This is a genomic window from Burkholderia metallica (assembly GCF_902832845.1).
GTDB lineage: Bacteria > Pseudomonadota > Gammaproteobacteria > Burkholderiales > Burkholderiaceae > Burkholderia > Burkholderia metallica.
In genome coordinates, this window is sequence record NZ_CADFDB010000019.1 from 24,866 (window position 1) to 46,366 (window position 21,501).

General features: G+C 67.6%; 16 protein-coding genes. 5 read left to right on the plus strand and 11 right to left on the minus strand.

All coding sequences use genetic code 11. The annotated features are described in order from the left end of the window. Nucleotides 1–2 precede the first annotated feature (2 nt). The 3 genes from HWX08_RS32990 to HWX08_RS33000 form a co-directional block, all read right to left on the minus strand. The gene (locus HWX08_RS32990; RefSeq protein ID WP_174922122.1) at nt 3–3,194 is read right to left on the minus strand and encodes an efflux RND transporter permease subunit; all 3,192 of its coding nucleotides are present in this window, start codon (nt 3,192–3,194) and stop codon (nt 3–5) included. A gap of 15 nt (nt 3,195–3,209) precedes the next feature. After that, entirely contained in the window at nt 3,210–4,466 is a 1,257-nt protein-coding gene (locus tag HWX08_RS32995; RefSeq protein ID WP_174922123.1) for an efflux RND transporter periplasmic adaptor subunit, read from the minus strand. Between the two features lie 231 nt (nt 4,467–4,697). Further along, nucleotides 4,698–5,582 carry a LysR family transcriptional regulator gene (locus HWX08_RS33000; RefSeq protein ID WP_174922124.1) on the minus strand — a complete coding sequence of 295 codons (885 nt, stop codon included), beginning with the start codon at nt 5,580–5,582 and terminating at the stop codon, nt 4,698–4,700. 595 nt (nt 5,583–6,177) lie between these two features. Here HWX08_RS33000 and HWX08_RS33005 point away from each other — a divergent pair. Then, on the plus strand, nt 6,178–7,146 hold the full coding sequence (locus HWX08_RS33005; RefSeq protein ID WP_174922125.1) for an AraC family transcriptional regulator: 969 nt from the start codon (nt 6,178–6,180) through the stop codon (nt 7,144–7,146). 9 nt (nt 7,147–7,155) lie between these two features. Here HWX08_RS33005 and HWX08_RS33010 read toward each other — a convergent pair whose 3' ends face one another. Further along, nucleotides 7,156–8,100 (minus strand): LysR family transcriptional regulator, encoded by a 945-nt coding sequence (locus HWX08_RS33010; RefSeq protein ID WP_069258158.1) that lies wholly within the window; start codon nt 8,098–8,100, stop codon nt 7,156–7,158. Between the two features lie 474 nt (nt 8,101–8,574). Between HWX08_RS33010 and HWX08_RS33015 the strand changes: the two genes are divergently transcribed. Then, nucleotides 8,575–9,417: an FkbM family methyltransferase gene (locus HWX08_RS33015; RefSeq protein WP_174922126.1), complete on the plus strand. Its 843-nt coding sequence runs from the start codon at nt 8,575–8,577 to the stop codon at nt 9,415–9,417. 157 nt (nt 9,418–9,574) lie between these two features. On the opposite strand, the gene HWX08_RS33020 is transcribed toward HWX08_RS33015, so the two are convergent. After that, nucleotides 9,575–10,705 (minus strand): DUF2827 domain-containing protein, encoded by a 1,131-nt coding sequence (locus HWX08_RS33020; RefSeq protein ID WP_069258156.1) that lies wholly within the window; start codon nt 10,703–10,705, stop codon nt 9,575–9,577. Nucleotides 10,706–11,021: 316 nt separating this feature from the next. Here HWX08_RS33020 and HWX08_RS33025 point away from each other — a divergent pair, with 316 nt between their 5' ends. The 3 genes from HWX08_RS33025 (at nt 11,022) to HWX08_RS33035 (ending at nt 15,009) form a co-directional block, all read left to right on the plus strand. Continuing rightward, the gene (locus tag HWX08_RS33025; RefSeq protein ID WP_425128454.1) at nt 11,022–12,353 is read left to right on the plus strand and encodes an MFS transporter; all 1,332 of its coding nucleotides are present in this window, start codon (nt 11,022–11,024) and stop codon (nt 12,351–12,353) included. Between the two features lie 149 nt (nt 12,354–12,502). Beyond that, nucleotides 12,503–13,561 (plus strand): porin, encoded by a 1,059-nt coding sequence (locus tag HWX08_RS33030; protein WP_174922128.1) that lies wholly within the window; start codon nt 12,503–12,505, stop codon nt 13,559–13,561. Nucleotides 13,562–13,590: 29 nt separating this feature from the next. Then, nucleotides 13,591–15,009, plus strand: coding sequence for a M20 family metallopeptidase (locus HWX08_RS33035; RefSeq protein ID WP_069258153.1), 1,419 nt, complete (start codon nt 13,591–13,593; stop codon nt 15,007–15,009). Between the two features lie 31 nt (nt 15,010–15,040). On the opposite strand, the gene HWX08_RS33040 is transcribed toward HWX08_RS33035, so the two are convergent. From HWX08_RS33040 to HWX08_RS33065, 6 genes are all read right to left on the minus strand, one after another. Then, nucleotides 15,041–16,012, minus strand: a complete 972-nt coding sequence (locus tag HWX08_RS33040) for an aliphatic sulfonate ABC transporter substrate-binding protein (protein WP_174922129.1) — start codon at nt 16,010–16,012, stop codon at nt 15,041–15,043. Nucleotides 16,013–16,292: 280 nt separating this feature from the next. After that, the gene (locus tag HWX08_RS33045) at nt 16,293–17,234 is read right to left on the minus strand and encodes a LysR family transcriptional regulator (RefSeq protein ID WP_174922130.1); all 942 of its coding nucleotides are present in this window, start codon (nt 17,232–17,234) and stop codon (nt 16,293–16,295) included. A gap of 247 nt (nt 17,235–17,481) precedes the next feature. Next, nucleotides 17,482–18,360 carry a hypothetical protein gene (locus tag HWX08_RS33050; protein WP_174922131.1) on the minus strand — a complete coding sequence of 293 codons (879 nt, stop codon included), beginning with the start codon at nt 18,358–18,360 and terminating at the stop codon, nt 17,482–17,484. Between the two features lie 253 nt (nt 18,361–18,613). Continuing rightward, nucleotides 18,614–19,324, minus strand: coding sequence for an outer membrane protein (locus HWX08_RS33055; RefSeq protein WP_069258150.1), 711 nt, complete (start codon nt 19,322–19,324; stop codon nt 18,614–18,616). A 98-nt stretch (nt 19,325–19,422) separates the two neighbouring features. After that, entirely contained in the window at nt 19,423–20,061 is a 639-nt protein-coding gene (locus HWX08_RS33060; protein WP_174922132.1) for a response regulator transcription factor, read from the minus strand. Next, entirely contained in the window at nt 20,058–21,491 is a 1,434-nt protein-coding gene (locus HWX08_RS33065) for an ATP-binding protein (RefSeq protein ID WP_174922133.1), read from the minus strand. The genes HWX08_RS33060 and HWX08_RS33065 overlap by 4 nt, the downstream gene beginning before the upstream one ends. Nucleotides 21,492–21,501 lie beyond the last annotated feature (10 nt).

Consider the following 21,501-nt stretch of genomic DNA (forward strand, 5'->3'; position numbering starts at 1 on the left):
CGTTACTGCCCCTTCGAATCGTGTGCGTCGTCGTGACCGCGCTGCAGGTCGCCCTGCACGAGACGCCATGCGTCGTCGACGTTTTCCGTCTCGCCGCTGAAGATCGCGCGAACCCGCACGAAGAACATCGGGATCATGAAGATCGCGAGGAACGTCGCCGTGATCATCCCGCCGATCACGCCCGTGCCGATTGCGTGCTGGCTGGCCGAACCCGCGCCGTTGCTGATCGCAAGCGGCAGCACCCCCAGCATGAACGCGAGCGACGTCATCAGGATCGGCCGCAGCCGCAGGCGCGCCGCCTCGATCGCCGCGCGAACCGGCCCCATGTTCCCGCTCGCCTGCAACTCGCGCGCGAACTCGACGATCAGGATCGCGTTCTTCGCCGACAAACCCACCGTCGTCAGCAGACCGACCTGGAAGAACACGTCGTTCTCGAGGCCGCGCAACATCGTCGCGAGCAGCGCACCGACCACGCCGAGCGGCACCACCATGATCACCGAGAACGGGATCGACCAGCTTTCATACAGCGCCGCGAGACACAGGAACACGACGAGGATCGAGATCGCATACAGGATCGGCGCCTGCGAGCCGGACTGGATTTCCTGGAACGACAGGCCCGTCCACGAATAGCCGATCCCTTCCGGCAGCTTGCTCGCAAGCGCTTCCATCGCGGCCATCGCCTGGCCGGTCGACTTGCCCTCGGCGGCCTGGCCCTGGATCTCGATCGACGACACGCCGTTGTAGCGCTCGAGCTTCGGCGACCCATAGCTCCAGTGACCGGTCGCGAATGCGCTGAACGGCACCATCCCGCCCGCGCTGTTGCGCACGTACCAGATGTTCATGTCTTCCGGCGTCATCCGGAACGGCGCATCCGACTGCACGTACACCTTCTTGATCCGGCCGTCGGTATCCAGGAAGTTGTTCACGTACTGCGACGCCCACGCGATCGAGAACGTCTGGTCGATCGCGGCAGCCGTGACGCCGAGCGCGTTCGCCTTCTCGCGATCGATGTCGACCTTGTACTGCGGCGTGTCGTTCAGGCCGTTCGGACGCACGAGCGCCAGCGCGGGATCCTTCGCGGCCATTCCGAGCAGTTGGCCACGCGCGGCCATCAACGCTTCGTGGCCGAGACCGGCGTTGTCCGTCAGCTCGAAGTCGAAGCCGGCAGCCGTACCGAGCTCGGGAATCGACGGCGGGTTGAACGGGATCACCATCGCATCCTTGTACTGCGAGTAATGCGCGAAGGTTCGGCCGATCAACGCCTGAACCTTCTGGTCCGCACGCTGGCGCTGCTCGTACGGTTTCAGCTTGACGAACACGAGGCCCGCGTTCTGGCCGCGGCCCGCGAAGCTGAAGCCGTTGACCGTGAACACCGAGTCGACCACATCCTTCTCGGCGGTGGTCAGGTACGTGTTGATGTTGTCGAGCGTCTTGCCGGTCGTTTCCTGCGTCGAACCCGACGGCGTCTGCACGATCATGAACATGTAGCCCTGGTCCTCGTCGGGCAGGAACGATTTCGGCAGGCGCGCGAACATCACGCCGACCGCGACGAACACGGCCAGGTAGATCACGAGCCAGCGGCCCGAGCGGCGGATCACGTGGTTCACGCCGCCCGTGTAGCGATCGCGGCTGCGATCGAACGTGCGGTTGAACCAGCCGAAAAAGCCCTTCTTCTCCTCGTGATGCCCTTGCGGGATCGGCTTGAGGATCGTTGCGCACAGGGCCGGCGTCAGAATCAACGCGACGAGCACCGACAGCACCATCGCCGACACGATCGTCAGCGAGAACTGACGATAGATCGCGCCGACCGAGCCGCCGGAGAACGCCACCGGCACGAACACCGCCGACAGCACGAGCGCCACGCCGACGAGCGCGCCGGTGATCTGCCCCATCGCCTTGCGGGTCGCCTCCTTCGGCGACAGCCCCTCTTCGGCCATCACGCGTTCGACGTTCTCCACCACCACGATCGCGTCGTCGACCAACAGGCCGATCGCGAGCACGAGGCCGAACATCGACAATGTGTTGATCGAAAAGCCGGCCAAGCCCATGATCGCGAACGTGCCGAGCAGCACGACCGGCACCGCGATCGTCGGGATGATCGTCGCCCGCAGGTTCTGCAGGAACAGGTACATCACGAGGAACACGAGCACGATCCCTTCGATCAGCGTCTTGACCACTTCCTCGATCGACAGGCGCACGAACGGCGTCGTGTCGTACGGATAGTGGACGACGAGGCCGTGCGGGAAATACTTCGACAGCTCCTGGATCTTGGCCCGCAACGCGGTCGCTGTAGCCAGCGCGTTCGCACCGGTCGCGAGCTGGATGCCGAGGCCGGCCGTCGGCTGCCCCATGTACTTCGTGTCGAACGTGTAGTTCTCCGAACCCAGCGCCGCGCGGCCGACATCCTTCAGACGTACCTGCGAGCCGTCCTGGTTGACCTTCAACAGGATGTTGCCGAACTGCTCGGGCGTGCGCAGCAGCGTCGATTCGGTGATCGTCGCCTGCAGCATCGTGCCCGGCTTCGCCGGCGTGCCGCCGATCTGGCCGCCCGCGATCTGCACGTTCTGCGCGCCGATCGCGGCGCTGACGTCGACCGGCGTGAGGCTGTAGTTGGTCAGCTTGACCGGGTCGAGCCAGATGCGCATCGAGAACTGCGAACCGAGCAGCAGCGTCTGGCCGACGCCGTTCACGCGGCTGAGCGGATCGAGCACGTGCGACGCCACGTAGTTCGTCAGGTCCTCCTTCGACATGCTGCCGTCCTCGGAGTTGAACGCGAACCACATCAGCCAGTTGCTGCTCGACTTCGTGACCTGCATGCCGAGCTGCTGCACGACCTGCGGCAGATTCGGCGTCGCGAGCGACAGCTTGTTCTGCACCTGCACCTGCGCGACGTCCGGATTCGTGCCCGGCGCGAAGGTCAGCGTGATCGTCGCGTTGCCCGAGTCGTCGCTCGTCGACGACATGTACAGGAAGTTGTCGAGACCGCTCATCTGCTGCTCGATCACCTGCGTCACCGTGTCTTCCACCGTCTTCGCGGAAGCGCCCGGATAGTTCGCCTGGATCTGGATCGTCGGCGGGGCGATCGTCGGATACTGCGCGATCGGCATCTTGAAGATCGATGCGATGCCGGCCAGCATCAGCACGATCGCGATCACCCACGCGAAGATCGGGCGATCGATGAAGAACTTGGCCATGAAACGGACTCCTCGTTATTGCGCGGCCGACGCAGCGGTCGAACGCGCGGCAGCATGAGCGGCGGTGCTCGCCGGCGCGGCGCCGGACGCATTCGCGGCGCTGGCCGATATGGCGGACGCAGCGTCCGGTGCCGGTGCGAGCTGCGCGGCGACGGTCTTCACGGTCGCGCCCGGGCGCACCTTGTCGACGCCCTGCACGATCACGTGATCGCCCCCTTGCAGGCCGCCTTCGACGATCCAGTTCTGGCCGTACGTGCCCGCCGTCGTCAACGGACGCGTCTCGACCTTGTTGGCCGCATTCACGACCAGTGCGATCGCCTGCCCCTTCTGGTCGTGCGTGACGCCGATCTGCGGCACCAGGAACGCGTTCTCGTTCACGCCTTCCTCGATCCGTGCACGCACGAACATCCCCGGCAGCAGCACGCGGCCCGGGTTCGGGAAGAGCGCGCGGATCGTCACCGAGCCGGTGGTCTGGTCGACCGTCACGTCCGAGAACTGCAGCTTGCCCGCCTCTGAATAGGTCTTGCCGTCTTCCAGGATCAGCGACACCTTCGCCGCGCCCGGGCCGCTCGTCTTCAGGCGCCCGCTCTGCACGTCCTGACGCAGCTTCAGCCCTTCGAGGCTCGACTGCGTGAGGTCGACGTACACCGGATCGAGCTGCTGCACGGTCGACATCAGCGTCGCCTGGCTCGCCTGCACGTATGCGCCCGGCGTCACCTGCGAAATGCCGACACGGCCCGAAACAGGCGAGACGACATCGGTATAGCCAAGGTTGATCTGCGCGGTATCGACCGCTGCCTTGCCGGCCGCGACGTCCGCCGCGGCCTGGCCTTGCGTGGCCACCGCGTTGTCGTAGTCCTGCTTGCTGACCGCGTTCGCGGCCACCAGCACCTTGTAGCGCGCGACCAGTGCGTTCTGCGTGACGAGGTTCGCCTGCGCCTTCGCAAGCGTCGCCTTCGCGCTGTTCAGCGCGGCGATGTACGGCGCCGGATCGATCTTGTACAGGCGCTGACCGGCCTTGACGTCGGAGCCTTCGGTGAATTCACGGCGCAGCACGATGCCGTCGACCCGCGCACGCACCTGCGCGACGAGGAACGCACTGGTGCGGCCCGGCAGTTCGGTCACCGCGGGTACGGCCTGCGGCTGGACGGTGACGATGCCGACTTCCGGCGTTTGCGGCGGCGGCGCCGATTCTTTCTTTCCGCACGCGGCCAGGAAAACGGCAGCCGTTGCAGCAGTGATTAAGCGGTATGGAACCCGTTCGACGCGCATGGAGCGACCTCTCACAAATAGACGACCTTCAATGGGAATCACCAGATCTCCTCGAGACCTGCACGCGCGGCCGGAATGCTGTCGCTTACCGTTTGCCGCGGATGCGGTCGCGTATGGCGGGCGTGCGTTGCGCCCTGCGGAGCGTTCGTTCGTCGAACTGCTTCCACGGAAAAAGAACCGCGAGCCCGCGGCCGCGAAGGGCACGCGTTGCCGCGACGGCCGACCGCGCCGCTAGCTCGCGGGCCGGAATGCGGCGCCGGCGAATTCGATGAATGCCCGCGCGGCGGCCGGCAGATGGGCGGTGCGCGCATACGCGAGCTTCAGCGTGACGGGCGCGAGCGGGCGCACCGGTGCGACGCGCACGAGCGTGCCGGCCGCGAGGTCGGCGTCGACGAGATACGCGGGCAGCACCGCGGCGCCCATGCCGGCCACGGCCAGCCGCCGCGCCATCTCGAGATGACCGACGCCCGGGCTGCCGCCGGGCGCCGCATCCGGCCGGAGCGCAATCGCATCGTCGTCGCCCGCTGCCGGCGGATCGAGCCGCACCGCCGTGATGTCCGGCCAGTCGCCCGACGCAGCGGCGCCGCCGTGCGTGTCGACATAGCCCGGCGCCGCGACGCGCAACGATTCGTATACGGCCAGCGTGTGCAGCGCATGCGCCCCTGTCACCGGCATGCCGTCGGTCAGGAACGCGACGTCGATGTCTTCCGATGTCAGGTCGACATGGGCATCGGTCAGCGTCACGGTCGGCCGCACGTCACGGAACCGGTTCACGAAGCGATCGAGCAACGTGCTCAACTGGCTGAGCCCGAACGCGACCGGGGCGGCGACGCGCAACGCGCCTTCCGGCTTGCTGCCCATCGCGACGACACGACCGTCGATCTCGTCGATCGCTCCGAGAATCCGCTCGACGCGCGCGAGATACAGCTCGCCGATTTCCGTCAGCGACTGGTGGCAGGTGCTGCGTTGAAGCAGGCGCGCGCCCAGGCGCGTCTCGAGCGCATCGACCAGCCGGCTCGCCATCGCCGTCGACACGCGCAACCGCGTCGCCGCCCGGCGAAATCCGCCTTCCCTTGCCACTGTCACGAATGCCCGAATCGATTGAAGTTGGTCCATTTGTCCGGATTCCCCTGCGCGGTCGTCTACCCTGATGCGCGCACCCGTCGCCATATCGCGACCGACGCGCGACCGACGCGCGACGACCCGGCCAATGCGGCGGCGCCGACGCCGGCCACGCCGGGCCGGTCGGCACGCTCGCGCGGAACGCGTGCCGGCATGCAACGGACGCAAGCCGGCCTCGGCTGGCCCGATGCACGAACATTCGAATAGCAGTCCTGATTCTTTTCCAGCGGTTCACAGCGGCGACACCGGCGGCATGCGCCGGCCATCCGGCGTTCCTGCCCGCATCGTCCCGACCCGCTGGAACACGTTTCCTTCAGCAGGTGCAATGGTATGAAAACCGCCGGAGATTGGCTTGCCCGATCCTGCGATTGTTTTGCCTTAATTTCCGAATTTGTGCGCTGCACACCGCGCGACGGCCGGCGATGCCGTCGCCGGCCGCGCAGATCCGGATGATCGGGCTAATTTCCGACAGGTTTAGGCAATCACCGGCAGGCGACTGGCCGTACGATGTGACCGCCGTGCAGGTGTCGCTGCTGGATTGCCCAGCCGCGCGCTTCGCACCGATCATTCCGCCATCCGCTCACGCAATATGGAAACCGACGCTCGAACGCCGCCGCTACCGCGCATCACGCCCGATCAGAATCGCCGGCCGCCCACGGCCACGCTCGCCGCGTTGATCGCCGCCTATGCGCCGCACGACGGCACGTTCGAGCTGCCGGTGCGCGGGCTGCGCGTCGCGCGCGCCTGCACGTCGCCGCCGCACTGGAACCATGGCGTGCACCCTGCGTGCGTCGGCATCGTCGGGCAAGGCGCGAAGTCGATACGGGTCGGCGACGGCGTCCACGTGATCGACGCCTCGCGGATGCTGGTGGCGACCGCCGACCTGCCCGTCACCGGCCGCGTAACGCGCGCGAGCCCGGCCGAGCCGTTCCTGTATGCACACCTGGCACTCGATCCGGCGCGTATCGCGGCACTCACCCCACGCGTGTTTCCGCTCGGGCTGCCGAAGGCCGTCGACTGCGGCGCCCTCGACACGCACGACGCACCGGCTGAAATCGTCGACGCGTTCGTCCGGCTGATGCAACTGATCGCCCAACCCGACGACCTCGACCTGCTCGCGCCGCTGATCGTCGACGAAATCATCATCCGGCTGCTGCGCGGCCCGTCGGGTGCGCGTGTCGCGCAGGTCGGCCACGCCGATTCGACGACGCAGCGCATCTCGCGCGCCGTCGCGTGGATTCGCGATCACTACGTCGATCCGATAACGGTCGAATCGCTTGCGCGACAGGTGGACATGAGCCCGTCGACTTTCCATCATCACTTCCGTGCGGTCACGTCGATGAGTCCGTTGCAATGCCAGAAGATGCTGCGGCTGCAGGAGGCGCGCCGCCTGATGTGCGTGTCGGCAATCGATGCGCGGCAGGCGTGCCGCCGGGTCGGCTATGTGAGCGCGTCGCAGTTCAGCCGCGAATACGCGCGCCTGTTCGGCGATGCGCCGGGCCGCGACGCCGTGAAGCTGCGCGACGAAGCGGTGCCGCTGTCGCGCGTCGCGCCGTAGGCCGGCGCGTCACGCGCGCGGCGCGCGCGAACGCGTGCCGCGCTTCGTTCCGCCCGCATGCGCACGCTCGGCCTGCACGGCTTCGTCGATGCACTGGACGAAGTATTCGGCCGACGACGTGAGCACCGCGCTGTCGCGGAACAGCAAATAGAGATGGCGTGCGGGCGGCTGCCCGACGAGATCGAGCGTCTTCAGCGTGTCGGACGCGTCGCCGCGCAGTGCAAGCTGGGTCCACGCCGTCACCACGTCGCTGTTGACGGCGAGCGCGTAAAACAGGGTTTGCGACGCGCAACGCGTCACGCGGCGCGGCACCGGCAGGCCGGCCTGTGCGAACAACTCGGCGAGAAACGCGCGGAATTCGGCGGAGGGCCCCGTATGCAGCCACTCCGCATCCTGCAGATCGGCGAGCGACGTCGCACCGGCGAGCTTGCCCTTGCGGCTCACCGCGAACCACATCGGAAACGTGTCGAGATGCTGGCAGCGCACGGACGTGAAATCCTGCGCATCCGCGCCCGCGCCCAGCGCGAAGTCGAGCGCGCCGTTCTTCAACTGCTCGACCAGCTGCGAGGGGCTGCCTTCGACGAATTCGAGCTGGACGTCGGGCATCGCGCGGCGAAAACGGTTGTACGCGGCCGGCAGCACCGTGATGCCCGCAAGCGGCGTCATCCCGATCGCGAGCCGGCCCTGCCGGTTCTCGCGCAACTGCGCCATTTCCTCCTCGGTGCGCGCCACCTCGTTGACGACCAGCTCGGCCCGCCGCAGCATCGCGTGCCCCGCATCGGTGAGCGTCACGCCCGACGAACTGCGCGCGATCAGCATCAGCCCGAGTTCGTCCTCGAGATCGCGCAGCGAACGCGTGACGGCCGGCTGCGTGAGATGCAGGGTGCGCGCCGCCTCGTGAATGCTGCCCGAGCGGGCGACGGCCACGAGCGCGCGGAGCTGGTGAAGTTTCATGTGTGGGCTCTTGGGGAAGGTGTCTTCGGCTCTCCGGACCGATCGAGGACCTGGACAGCTTTCCCGGGAAAACGGCATGCGTCGCGTCCCGGAAGACGCCCCGGGCTACCGGATTCCCGGAGAAGTTGCGTTCGGAATGGGGCAGGGCCTGCGTGCGTGTCTCCACCGATCCTCGCGACAAGCGGCGCCGTTGCCGTGTGTTTCAGCGTCCGGCAGCGCCGACGTGCTTGCGCGATGTACGTGCGAATCATGTGCCCCGGGAATCTATCATGGAAGCCGAGCCGGCCAGCGACGCGACGGCGCCTCACGGCATCGACCTCGTCGATTCGTTGCGGCGAAATTTTCGCTTGCCCGGTTCGTACCGCTACCCCGCAAGCACGCTATATTGTTGTCCAAATCAACCTGCGGCGCATTCTCCAAAGTGCCGATAGCCGCATTTTCCGACGCGCTTCCTCACCCGAGAGAACGAGAAAAATGGACCACGCGCAATACTTCAACCAAAGCTCGATTCAGGCCGCGAATCTTCGTCTGCACTATCTGTCGCAGTTGCTGCGTGAACAGACCGGCTCGGTGGTCCAATACGGCATCCTTCGCGGGTATCCCATCGGCGTCAGTCAATGGGCGGAGGTCGCCGTCGGCGGCTACCTGCTCGGCACCTACGAGATCGCCGTTTGCGCGATTCTGGAAGCGCTCGGCTCGCCCGGGAAGGTACTGATCGACCTGGGCGCGGCCGACGGGATTTTCGGCATCGGCCTGGTGCGGAACAACGTGTTCGGGCGCAGCCTGTGTTTCGAAATGGACGAGCCGCGCCGCCAGGCCATCCAGCATCGGGCTGCGGAAATGGGGCTGGCGGACCGGGTTGCCGTTTATGGCCAGGCCGATCGCAACCTGCCGGCGATCCTGTCGGAGCACGGCGGCGCGCCGGCCGAGCGGGTCATTCTGTGCGATATCGAGGGCGCGGAATTCGAGCTGTTCGACAGTGCGCTACTGGAACAACTCGCCGGTAGCCACGTCATCATCGAGATCCACGATTTCATGTACCCCGATCCGCAGCAAGCCGCACGCGCGTTCGATGAATTGAGCGCGCGCGCGAGTGAGCATTTCCACGTGTACGAGATTCGCGACGGGCTGCGGGACATCCGCAACATTCCGTTGCTGCGCCACTGGTCGGACTGGGACGCGTGGCTGATGTGCGTCGAGGCACGCTATCGAATGATGCGATGGCTCTGGCTCGAGCCGAAGAGCCAGCCGCGGCGTTCCAGCCACGACATCGATCGGCTGATCCTCGACTACCAGCGCCGGATCTTCGCTGTTTGACGGCGGCGAACCGGCGCGCCGATGCAAGCGCGCCGCGAACCTGACCATGAAGCGAGCAGGCCGCGCACGTTGTGGTTCATGCGTGCGGGCCCTCCCCTCTGCTGCTACGCCGACCGGGATTCACTCATCCAGATCGCCTGTTTTTCTTGTCGCGGGACTACCGATTCGCGTCGAAGAGACCGAGCAGCAGCTCGTCATAGGCTTCGACCTGCTTCGGGTTTGTCGACAGGAAACGACCGATGATGTCGCGCTGCCGGTCACGATAATCCTGCCAGTTTTCATCGTGAAGCTCGATTGCCCGTTCGAGTTGCCGGCCCCCTTCCTCCGCATCGTTCTCGTTATAGAAGTACCCAAGCTCGCTGACGAGCGAAGCGTTATGGACCAGCGCGTAGCCGTTCCAGCACACATCGAAATAGAAATAATTGAGCGCCAGCCCCCATTGATGGGAAATCACGATATCCGTGAATTCCGAAAGAAACTGAGGGGTGCTGTAATAGCCGACAAAGCTGATCTTCGAATCCCGGACCAGATCCAGATGATGGGCAATCCCGATGAATTCCGGACTGCCGTTTGCAAGGTGCTCCGTGTTCGTCGCATGCACATAAGCGATCTTCGAACCGCATTTCCGATAGCCCAGCTCCGCGATCAACAGCGGATAGAGACAGAACTTGGTCACGTCGATATTCGGTTCCATGATGGACAACCGCTTGGGCTGCCCGGTCGGACGATACTCGCCGCGATGAGGAAGCGCGGCCGATCGTTCTTCGACGCACATCGGATCCCACACGAACGGCACCTCGCGAACCGGCTGGCGTCGCAGTACGCTGAAGAAGCTCGCACTCGTCTCGACCACTTGCGGAATGATCCACACCTGATCGTAATGCTGGTTGATCAACACCGATTCCGCATGCCGTCGGCCAAAAATCATCGCCTGCATCATGTGCACGTATTCCGGCCCGCAGCAATAGCTCACGACCTTCGTGCCGCGCGCCTGCAGATACGCGGTTTGCTGCGTATCGATCTGCCCGCCGAGCTCGATCAGCACGTCAAGCGCGTCTTTCGCATCGTCGAAAGAGCACACCGGATACTGATCGAGATCCCAAGGAAGTTCCGACGAAATCCTGACGTTCGTCGTGTTGACGAGGGTCACCCGATGACGGAGCGGCGAATGCTGAAAGAGCTTCATCAAGTACAACGCATTCTGCTTGATGCCGTTGACCCAAAGACTCTCCGTCGCGTGATGCAGACCAATCGTGATACCGATGTTGAGCGAGCGTGCCGAACTCATGCGGGTTCCCCAGTGTGCGCGTCAAATTGCGAATGAGATCATAGCGCTCCCGTTCTTCGGCGCGGTCAATTACTGTCAAAATTTCCGACTTGGCCCTTGCCGCGTCCACTGCGGCACGGCGTGGCCATCGGCCGGGCCGCATTCCTGCACGACACCAACCCCGACTGGACCTGATCAGACAAAAGGCATCAGGGGATAAACAAACGTTATCAGGATAAAAATTTGCGCGTATCGCGATGTTTTGCCCGGTCTTAACATGCGGCCAGCGCTCGCGGGATGCCTGACGATCCACGCGGCGCTCACGATACCGATACCCATGGAGACACCCCCGATGCAAGACGCCGCCACGCCGCTCGTCGACGCGCCGCCGGCCCCGCGCCGCCGTTCGGCGCAGACCCGGACGATCATCGCCACCTCGGCCGGCAACGCGCTCGAGATGTTCGACTTCACCGTGTTCAGCTACTTCGCCGCGCTGATCGGCAAGACGTTCTTCCCCGTCGACTCGGGCGCCGGCCCGCTGCTGCTCGCGATGGCGACGTTCGGCGTCGGCTTCGTGATGCGCCCGCTCGGCGGCATCCTGATCGGCAACTACGCGGACCGCGCGGGCCGGCGGGCAGCATTGACGCTGACGATCCAGCTGATGATCGCGGGCACCGCGTTGATCGCGCTGACCCCGTCGTATGCGCGCATCGGCGTCGTCGCGCCGGTGCTGGTCGTGATCGGCCGGCTGTTGCAGGGCCTGTCGACCGGCGGCGAAATCGGCGCGTCGACCACCTTCCTGATGGAATCGGGCCCGCTCGCCGGCCGCGGCTTCATGGTGAGCTGGCAAATGATCAGCCAGGGCGTCGCGGCGCTGCTCGGCGCGCTCAGCGGCGCGCTGCTGTCGGCCGTGCTGCCGGCCGACGCGCTCGAAAGCTGGGGCTGGCGCGTGCCGTTCCTGCTCGGCCTGCTGCTCGGCCCGGTCGGCTTCTACATCCGCCGGCATCTCGACGAAACGCACGTGTCGACGCGCGACACCGGCGGCAGCGCGGCGCGCGAAGTGTTTACGCGCTACCTCGGCCGCGTCGTGCTCGGCACGCTGATGATCATCGGCGGCACGTCCACGCTCTACATCTTCGTGTTCTACATGCCGGCCTACGCGGTGCGCACGCTGCACCTGCCGATGGCGACGTCGTTGCTCGCCGGCTGCGCGTCGGGGCTGGCGATGATCGTCGCAGCGCTCGTGTCGGGGCTGTGGATCATCGATCGCCTGCCGCGCCGCAAGCCGATGATCGCCGTCACGTGGCTGCTGTCGCTCGCGTGCGTGTATCCGGCGTTCCGGCTGCTGATCGCCGCGCCGTCGGTCGGGCTGATGGTCGCGATCGTCACCGTCGTGATGGCCTTCGCCACCGCGGGCAGTTCCGCATTCCTGCTGCTGATCATGGAGGCGTTCCCGCCGCGCGTGCGCGCCACCGCGCTCGCGACGATCTACAGCTTCGGCGTGACGATCTTCGGCGGCTTCGCGCAATTCAACGTCACGTGGCTCCTGCATCGCACCGGCGACCCGATGTCGCCCGCGTGGTACGTGCTCGCGTGCGGCGCCGTCAGCATGATCGCGCTGTGGCGCTTCCGCGAACGCCCGGCCGACTCGCACGACGACGGCCGCTGAACGGCCCACCGCTTCATTCACGGCGACGCCGGGCACCGGCACCGCCACTCCCGAACAGACCAAGGAATCCGCGACGTCGACGCGTACGCGGGCGGGCCGTTGCACGCCTGCGATTCGCGCGCCGACGATGGCGACACCACGAGACGAACGTGCGCAATTCAACCCTGATGGCCGCGTGCTGCGCGGCGGTAACCTGCATGTGGGCCGCGCCGGCCCGTGCCAACGTACAGATCTACGGCGCGCTCGACAGCTTCCTGCAATACGCGCGCATCGGCAGCCGGACGAGCGTCGGCCTGATGAGCGGCGGCGCGTCGACGTCGCGCTTCGGCTTCATCGGCAGCGAGGATCTCGGCGGCGGGCTGCGCGCGAGCTTTCGCCTCGAAAGCGGCTTCGACCTGATGTCCGGCCGCCCGCAAAGCGCGGCGTCGTTCTACAACCGCGAAGCCAACGTCGCGATCGGCTCCGCGGACTGGGGGACGGTCAAGCTCGGCAAGCAGTATCCGGCGATCGTGCCCGAAGCGGCCGATCCGTTCTATCTCGTCGGCCAGTTGTCGCCGTTCGCGAGTACCGCGCTGATCGGCAGCGACCTCGGGCGCGGCGCCGCATCGCTGCCCGGACGCATCGAGAACGCGATCAGCTACAAGACGCCGACCTACGGCGGACTCGACGTCACCGTGCTCTACGCGTTTCGCAATGCGGCCGGCGCAAGCCCGATCGCGAGCAATGCGGGCGCCGTCGCCAATTTCGCGCGCGGCCCGGTGATGCTGAGCGCGGCCTACAACGCGATCTGGGCCGCGACGTCGTCGACGCCGGGCGGCGCCCCCGACGGCCCGCGCACCGACTCGGTGATGGCCAGCGCGTCGTATGCGTTCGGCCCGACGCTCGCGTCGTTCGCGTACACGCTGATGCGCCCCACCGCGCCCGGCACGCTCGTCGCGCAGGTCTATTCGCTGGGTGCGATCTGGCAGCGCGGCCCGCACGCGATGCGCGCCGATCTCGCGTATCGCACGATCGCCGGCCAGCCGAGCCACGCGCTCGGCGCGCTGCTCGGCTACGACTACCAGTTCTCGAAGCTCACCGGTGTGTACGTGCGGCTCGGCGGCTTCAGGAACACCGGACAGTCGGCGCTGTCGTTCGGCGCCGCGCCGATGTCCGCGCCCGGCATGAGCAGCACCGTCTTCGCCCTTGGCCTCCGGCAGAAATTCTGACCGCGCCAGCCTCTTCACAGGAGCAATTCATGACTTCACTCGCCCTCGACTTCATCGACAGCCAGCGCGCGCAATTCACCGAGCTGTCCGACCGGATCTGGAACCTCGCGGAGCTGCGCTACGAGGAATTCGCGTCGACCGACCTGCACGTCCGGATGCTGGAACAAGCCGGCTTTCGCGTGACGCGCGGCGTGGCCGACATCCCGACCGCGTTCGTCGCCGAAGCCGGCAACGGCGGCCCCGTCATCGGCATCCTCGGCGAATACGACGCGCTGTCCGGGCTCAGCCAGGAAGCGGGCGCCCTCACCTGCCAGCCGTCGGGCGAGATCTCGAACGGCAACGGCCACGGCTGCGGCCACCACCTGCTCGGCACGGCCGCGCATCTCGCCGCGGCCGCGGTGAAGGCGCATCTGGAACGCACGGGCCAGCCCGGCACCGTCCGCTTCTACGGCTGCCCCGCCGAGGAAGGCGGGTCGGGCAAGACCTTCATGGCGCGCGCCGGCGTGTTCGACGATCTCGACGCCGCGCTGTCGTGGCACCCGCACGTGTACACGGGCATCTTCCCCGCCGGTTCGCTCGCGAACATCCAGGCGTACTTCCGCTTCACCGGCAAGGCGTCGCATGCCGCCGCGTCGCCGCACCTCGGCCGCAGCGCGCTGGATGCGGTCGAACTGATGAACGTGGGCGTGAACTACCTGCGCGAACACATGCTGCCCGAGGCGCGCGTGCACTACGCGGTGACGAACACCGGCGGCCTGTCGCCGAACGTCGTGCAGGCCAATGCGGAAGTGCTGTACCTGGTGCGCGCGGCCCGCAACGACCAGGCGGCCGACCTGTTCGAGCGCGTGAAGAACGTCGCGCGCGGCGCGGCGTTGATGACCGATTGCCGGCTCGAGATCGTGTTCGACAAGGCGTGCTCGAACCTGCTGGAAAACACCGTGCTGAACCAGGTCATGTACCGGCATCTGCAGTCGATCGGCACCGCCGGCTTCGACGCGGACGATGCGGCGCTCGCCGACGCGTACCAGCGCCAGACGCTGACTGCTCAGGATATCGAAACGTCGTCGCGTTCTCTGAACCAGGCGTGGCGCAATCCGAAGGCGCTGTTCGACGGCATCGATCCGTACGAGCCGGGCAAGGGCCGCCCGATCTGCGGCTCGACCGACGTTGGGGACGTGAGCTGGGTCACGCCGACCGCGCAGTGCCACACGAGCTGCTACGCGTTCGGCACGCCGCCGCATTCGTGGCAATGGGTCGCGCAAGGCAAGACACCGCTCGCGCACAAGGGGATGCTGCTGGCGGCGAAGACGATGGCCGCGACCGCGATCGACCTGCTCGGCGCGCCGGACACGCTCGCGCAGGCGAAGGCGGAGCTGCTCGAGCGGCGCGGCGGCCGGCCGTACGTGTGCCCGATTCCGGACGACGTCGCGCTACCGTTCCGCCGTTGAGCGCGTACCCGGCCGGTGGCCGGCCGCGCCGTTACGCGAGCGCGGGCGGCGCAGCCTGGCTGACGTCGACGCGTTTCGGCAGGATGCCGGCCTGGTAGAACACGTCGGCGACGCGCTGCTGGTATGCGAGCGTGTCGCGCGTGACGGGCTCGACGCCGAAGCGCGCGCGGCGGAACGCGAGCGCGACGGCGGGCTCCGGAATCCCCCAGAGCTTCGAGAATTCGGCCGCGCCCTGCGCGCGGTTCGCATCGAGCCAGCGCTGGACCGTCGTCAGTTCCTGCACGGCGGCATCGAGCACGTCGGCGTTGCGCTGCGCATATGTGCGCGACGCGAAGTAGTAGCCGCGGTTCTCGACGAGGCCCGTGCCGTCCGCGACGATGCGCGCGTCGAACGCCTGCTGGACCACCGCAAGGAACGGGTCCCAGATGATCCATGCATCGACCGAGCGGTTCTCGAATGCCGCGTGCGCATCGGACGGCGACAGCCACACCGGCGTGACGTCCGAACGGTCGAGCTTCGCGGCCTGCAACAGCCTGACCAGCAGGAAGTGCGTGTTCGATCCCTTCACCAGCGCGATGCGCTTGCCGCGCAGGTCCGCGAAGGTCCTGACCGGCGAATCCTTCGCGACGACCACGGCTTCGGCCGCGGGACCGGCCGGCGTCTGCGCGTAGTAGACGAGCGGCGCGCCGGCCGCGAGCGCGAAGACGGGCGGCGCTTCGCCGACGTCGCCGAAGTCGATCGATCCCGCGTTCAACGCCTCGAGCTGCGGCGGCCCCGACGGAAACTCGGTCCACGTGACGGTCACGCCGAGCGTCGCGAGTTTGCCCTGCAGCGTGCCGCGCGCCTTCAGCAAGCTGAGCGGCCCTTTCTGATAGCCGATGCGCAACGTGCGCGCGCCGGCCGTGCCCGCCAGCGCGAGGCCCGGAGCCACGGCGGCGCCCGCCGCGATGGCCAGCCCGGCATGCAGGAGCCGGCGGCGGGTGGTCGAGTGTGGGTCTGCCATGTCGTTTCGGATTCGATGAAGAGGATGCGGCTTTGCGCGTACATGCGATGAAGCCGGTCGAACCGATTCTAGGGGGTCGGCGCCGCGCGCCGAACCAACGATGTTCGATATCGAAAGCAAGCGCTTTCATAAGGGCATGCCGGTTACCCGGGCATCCATGCCCAGGGGCCGTCATGACGATGCAGTCGACAGCTGCATCAAGATCTGCATCGAATAAAGGAGTGCGTATTATTTTATCGATCGATGCGCGACCGCGTGGTCGCGCGCCGAAGATCCGACTTCAGGACTTGCAGGAAGCGTTCAGCGCAGCCTCGTCGGCGGCCAGCATTTCGGGCACGCATTCGCGCAGGAAATCGACGAACGTGCGGATCTTCGCATCGAGATACTGGCGCGACGCGTACAGCGTGTAGACGGTCAGCTTCTGCAGCCGGTAGTCGGGCAGGACGCGCACCAGCGCGCCGCTCGCGAGCGCGGGCAGCGCCGACGACATCGGCAGCGAACCGATGCCGAGGCCGGCGCGCAGCGCGGCGCCGAGCGCATCGGCGATGTTCACCTGGAAATCCGGTGACGGCAGGTCGAACGTCTCGGGGCCGTCGGGGCCCTCGAGATGCCAGCGATCGCGCGGAAAGACCGGCGTGACGATCTGCAGGCACGCATGGCCGTCGAGCTCGCGCACCGTGCGCGGCGTGCCGCGCTCCTTCAGATACGCGGGCGACGCGCACAGCACGCTGTGCACCTCGCCGAGCCGCTGCGAAACGAGCCCCGAATCGGGCAGCTCCGTCGCGCTCAGTTGCAGCGACACGTCGTAGCCTTCGTCGATGATGTCGGGCACGTGCTGCGACAGCGTCAGCTCGACCGCGACCGACGGATAGCGCTGCCGGTAACGCACGACCGCGGGCACCACGTAGGCCTGGCCGAAGCTCGTCGTCGCGTGGACATGCAGCCGCCCGGACGGCTTCGCCTGTGCGTCGGCCGCCTCGGCTTCCGCTTCTTCGATATAGCCGAGGATGCGCTGGCAGCGGTCGAGATACCGCTGCCCGGCGTCGGTCAGCGCGATGCGGCGCGTGCTCCGGTTGAGCAGGCGCGTGCGCAGATGCGTTTCGAGCTGCGCGACGGACCGCGAGGCATAGGCCGTCGTGATGTCCAGGCGCTGGGCCGCGCTCGTGAAGCTGCCCTCCTCCGCCACCCGGACGAAAATGCGCATCATCTGTAACGTGTCCATCGACCTGTCCCCGGATTGAGATCGCATCGCGCCAACGGCCGGCGAGGGGGCCGGCGGCGCCGGCGCGGGCCGGTCTGGCGCGAATTGTGCGGAACAGTACAGCAGCGATGCAGACGTGTCCAGTTCGCCGTACGCGGCGCGATCGGGACGCGGAATCGGGTCGTCCGGTGGCCGGGCGGCCGGCGTCCGGCCGTGCGCAGGGCGAGCCCGGCGCGCAGCAGCGCGCCGTTCGCTCGTCGCACGGATCTCAGGGTTCGATCAGGCGCGGATGGTCGGTGAAGGCCACGCCCGTGTCGGCGGGGGTTGCGATCTGCGCGGACTGGCGCACCGGTTCGCGCGTCGCGGCAAGCCAGCGCGTGAACTCGGCGGCGGTCATGCCGACCGCCGCGGCCGAGCCGGACGACGATGCCGCGGCAAGCGCCGCGTCGTCATGGCGCGCCGCCGCCCGCACCTTCGGCGCAGCGGCACTCGCGGCGGCCGGCGCAACCGAGGCCGTCGATGCCGCCGCCTGCGGGCGGGCCGGGGCGATGCGGGCGTGCTTGCGCTGCGGCACCGTCGCCGGCTTCGATGCGTCGGCGGGCGCGACGGTCGTGACGACCTCGCCTGCGCCCTGCGCTGCCGGCCTATCCGTCCGCATTGCGAACGATTCCTGCCGATCCGTTCCAGGCTGCATGCTTTCCGGCGGGAGGACGGCGGCGACCGGCGCCGCAACGGCCGCCTCCGGCATCATCGAGATCGCCGACTCGTAGAACGTGTCCTGTGACGGCGCACGCGTGCGGATGCGGGTGCGGTTGTCGATGATGTGCGTCGCCGCGACACATACGGAGCCGAACACGAGGCCGACGAGCATCGCCATCAGCGTCGGCCGCCACCGGCGGCAGGTACGCGACGCCGCCCACGCGCGATTCTCGGAGCCGAAATCCGCCGCCTGGACCGCGGCGACGCGCGGCGCCTCGCGCGTCACGCGCAGATCGAACACGCCCGGCCGCGGCCGCCGGCTCGGGACGAACGGCGTGCGCCGCCGGCCATACGGCGGCGGCACGTCGGAATATGGATGCGCGAGCGGTAGCGCGAAAACGCCGGTGATGTCCTGCATGCCCATGATGATGTTGACGCGGCACTGCACGACGTCCGCCGTGACGACCCGCGCTCCCGTAGAGTGAATCGATGATGGCGAGTATCGCCGGTCGTGCCGCGCGTCGTAAATCGGACCAGGCCCGATCGGCGCATCGATACGGTCAGCCTGGTCCTACCGGCGAGCGAACGGCCGCGCCGGATGCGCGAACCCGAAGCGGCCGCGACGCACATCGATCCCGCGATTCATCGCGAACGCCCGTCGCGCTCGCCGGCCCATCGGTACCGGGCCGATCGGGACGCGTTCAGAACCGGCCGCGCAGGCCGATGAACACCTCGTTCGACGACAGCTTCGACTTCAGTTGCTCGTCGCGCGCGAGCACGCGGTTCGCGAACGTGTTGTAGCCCGTCTCGACGTTGCCCATGTCGACGTAGCGATACCCGACATCGATCGAGAAGCGCTTGTTGATCGCATAGCTGACGCCCGCGCCGGCCGAATACGCGAGGTTGGTCTGCGTGCGCGACGCGAAGCGGCGCGTGTCGTTGGTCTGCCAGCCGTCGGCCGACACGATCGCCACACCGACGCCGAGCGTGCCGTACACCGAGAAACCGCGGCCCAGATCGAAATCCTTGTAGCCGTTCAGCATCAGGCGCTGCGAGGACACGTGGAACTCGTTCGCGTTCGCGTCGAACGGCGCCCAGTAGCTGACGAAGTTGTCGGTGCGCTTGAACGTGTATTCGCCTTCCGCGCGCCAGCCGTTGCCGAACTGGTAGCCGAGCGCCACCGCGCCCGTCACGCTCGAATTGCCGTCGGGGCCGCCGACGCGATTCGTCACGCGCGGGCTCGTCAGTTCCATGTTGGTCGCGTTGTCGAACGCGCCGACCACGCGTGCGGTGGCGTAGTAGCCCGCGTCGCTCAGGTCCTGCTTCTTCGTTTCCGGTGCGATCGTGTCGGCCAATGCGGCACCCGAGAACAGCAGTGCGAACGACGACGGCAGAGCAAAATACTTGATCATGAAAATGCGTCCTTCTCGATGATTCGTGGAAAACGTCATCGTAGGGAGCGCACCGCATTCGCAGAACCCGTTCGCCTACGGGTTACGCCTCCGTAGCGCTACGGAGGCGACGCCGCCGCGAACGCCGCGTAGTCGCGCACGAGTTCGACGAGCGACGCCGCGTGCAGCTTGTCGAACACGTTCGCGCGATACGTCTCCACGGTGCGCGGCGACAATCCGAGCACACGCGCGATTTCCTTGTTGCTGTGGCCGCGCACGATGCCGTCGAGCACCTCGCGCTCGCGCATGCTCAGCGTCGCGACCCGCGCCGCCCGCGCCTGCTCCTCGCCATCGCCGTCGCGCCGGTTCTCGTGCTGGCGGATCGCCTGCTGCACGGCGTCGATCAGTTCGTCGTCGTCGACGGGTTTGCGCAGGAAGTCGCTCGCGCCGCGCTTGAACGCGCGCCGGCACGCATCGACGTTGCCGTGGCCCGTCAGCACGATCACCGGCAGCGCACGCCGCGCGCTCAACCGGTCGAGCGCGTCGAGGCCGCTCATGCCCGGCATGCGCAGGTCGAGCAGCACGCAGCCGAGCGCGCGGTCGTCGGCGTCGGCGAGAAACGCGTGGGCGTCCGCATAGCAGCGCGTCGGCAGCCCGACCGTGCGCAGCAGCAGCGCGAGGCCGTCGCGCACCGGTTCGTCGTCGTCGACGATCGCGACGATCGGCCCTTCGGGCGGCATCGCTTGTGTCCCGTTCATGCGCGGGCCTCCTCTGCCAGCGGCAACAGCAGCGTCGCCTCGACGCCGCCCGACGGCAGGTTCCGGATCATCAGCGAGCCGTCCTGCCGCTGCGCGAGCGTGTCGCACAGCGGCAGCCCGAGGCCGAGCCCGTTTTCGCGTGTCGTGAAGAACGGCTCGAACAGGCGCGGCAGCGCGTCGTCCGGCACGCCGGGGCCGTTGTCGACGACGCTGAAACGATAGTGCCGGCCCGCGCGGCCGCCGCTGATGCGGATCTCGCCGAACGGCATGCCGGCCAGCCCGTCGCGCGCATTGCGGATCAGGTTGTGCAGGATCTGCTCGACCGCGACCGGCTCGGCCACCGGCGCGGCGCGCGGCGCCGCGTTGTGCCATTGCAGCGCGATGCCTTCGCGCGCGAGTTCGTCGCGATGCAGGAACAGCACCGCATTCATCACCGCGTCGGGATCTAGCGCGTGCGCGCGTCCGCCGCCGGCGGACGTCATCGCGCCGCGCAGCCGGTCGAGGATCGCCGCCGCGCGCTTGGCCTGCGCGACGCTCGACTGCAGCGCGCGGCGCACGCCGTCGCGTTCGGCCGGCAGGTCGAGCATGCGTTCGGCCGCGCGCGTATGCGCGACGATCGCGGTCAGCGGCTGGTTGAGTTCGTGCGCGATTCCCGCCGCCATCTCGCCAAGCGTGTCGAGGCGGCCGAAGCGGTCGATCCGCTCGCGCGCATGTTCGCGCCGCCGCGCTTCCCGCAAGCGCCACGCGCCGCGCGCGCCCGCGACGAGCAGCACGGCCACCGCGTTCCACAGCGCGATCGGCAGCCACGGCAGGTCGGCTAGGGTCAGCGTGCGCGTGGTCGTCAGCACGAAAGCCTGCGGCTGCGCAGGCAGGCGCTTCTCCACGCGCATCGTCCAGCCGAACGGCGTCGCGGGCGCGGGGCGCTGCAACAGCTCGAACTTGCGGTCACGCAATTGCAGCGTCGCCGACGACAGCGCATCGGGCCAGTCGCCCGGCTGCAGCAGCCGGCGCGGATCGATCAGCACCGCCCATCCGGTATCGCCGGCGAGCCAGTATCCACCGTCCGCGTCGAACGTCAGCGCAAACGCCGCGGCGCCGCCGCGCGCAGGTGCGCCGACGGGCAACGGGCCGCCCGTGCCGAGCCAGCCGGCGCCGCGCCGCCAGTGCGCGAGTGCGTCGAGCTGCGGCATGCGCGTGCGCAGGCTGTCGAGCATCGTCGACGGCGGCGCGGGCAACGCGGTGGCGCCGAGCGTCTCGAGGATCGCTTCGTGCTGCGCGGCCTTCTGCGCGAGCAGGCGAATCACGATGCTCGAATTCTGGAAGAAGCGGTCGTGCGCGTCGGCAACGAAGCGCGACGTGACGAACGCGGTGCCGGTCAGGCTGAGTGCGAGCCACGCGAACAGCACGGCGACGCGGAGAGAAGGTTTCATCATCGAGGGC

What these genes read in the sequence shown, in the direction of transcription:
- HWX08_RS32990 (WP_174922122.1), bottom strand. Translation starts at nt 3,194, where the DNA reads ATGGCCAAGTTCTTCATCGATCGCCCGATCTTCGCGTGGGTGATCGCG.
- HWX08_RS32995 (WP_174922123.1), bottom strand. Translation starts at nt 4,466, where the DNA reads ATGCGCGTCGAACGGGTTCCATACCGCTTAATCACTGCTGCAACGGCT.
- HWX08_RS33000 (WP_174922124.1), bottom strand. Translation starts at nt 5,582, where the DNA reads ATGGACCAACTTCAATCGATTCGGGCATTCGTGACAGTGGCAAGGGAA.
- HWX08_RS33005 (WP_174922125.1), top strand. Translation starts at nt 6,178, where the DNA reads ATGGAAACCGACGCTCGAACGCCGCCGCTACCGCGCATCACGCCCGAT.
- HWX08_RS33010 (WP_069258158.1), bottom strand. Translation starts at nt 8,100, where the DNA reads ATGAAACTTCACCAGCTCCGCGCGCTCGTGGCCGTCGCCCGCTCGGGC.
- HWX08_RS33015 (WP_174922126.1), top strand. Translation starts at nt 8,575, where the DNA reads ATGGACCACGCGCAATACTTCAACCAAAGCTCGATTCAGGCCGCGAAT.
- HWX08_RS33020 (WP_069258156.1), bottom strand. Translation starts at nt 10,705, where the DNA reads ATGAGTTCGGCACGCTCGCTCAACATCGGTATCACGATTGGTCTGCAT.
- HWX08_RS33025 (WP_425128454.1), top strand. Translation starts at nt 11,022, where the DNA reads ATGGAGACACCCCCGATGCAAGACGCCGCCACGCCGCTCGTCGACGCG.
- HWX08_RS33035 (WP_069258153.1), top strand. Translation starts at nt 13,591, where the DNA reads ATGACTTCACTCGCCCTCGACTTCATCGACAGCCAGCGCGCGCAATTC.
- HWX08_RS33040 (WP_174922129.1), bottom strand. Translation starts at nt 16,012, where the DNA reads ATGGCAGACCCACACTCGACCACCCGCCGCCGGCTCCTGCATGCCGGG.
- HWX08_RS33045 (WP_174922130.1), bottom strand. Translation starts at nt 17,234, where the DNA reads ATGGACACGTTACAGATGATGCGCATTTTCGTCCGGGTGGCGGAGGAG.
- HWX08_RS33055 (WP_069258150.1), bottom strand. Translation starts at nt 19,324, where the DNA reads ATGATCAAGTATTTTGCTCTGCCGTCGTCGTTCGCACTGCTGTTCTCG.
- HWX08_RS33060 (WP_174922132.1), bottom strand. Translation starts at nt 20,061, where the DNA reads ATGAACGGGACACAAGCGATGCCGCCCGAAGGGCCGATCGTCGCGATC.
- HWX08_RS33065 (WP_174922133.1), bottom strand. Translation starts at nt 21,491, where the DNA reads ATGAAACCTTCTCTCCGCGTCGCCGTGCTGTTCGCGTGGCTCGCACTC.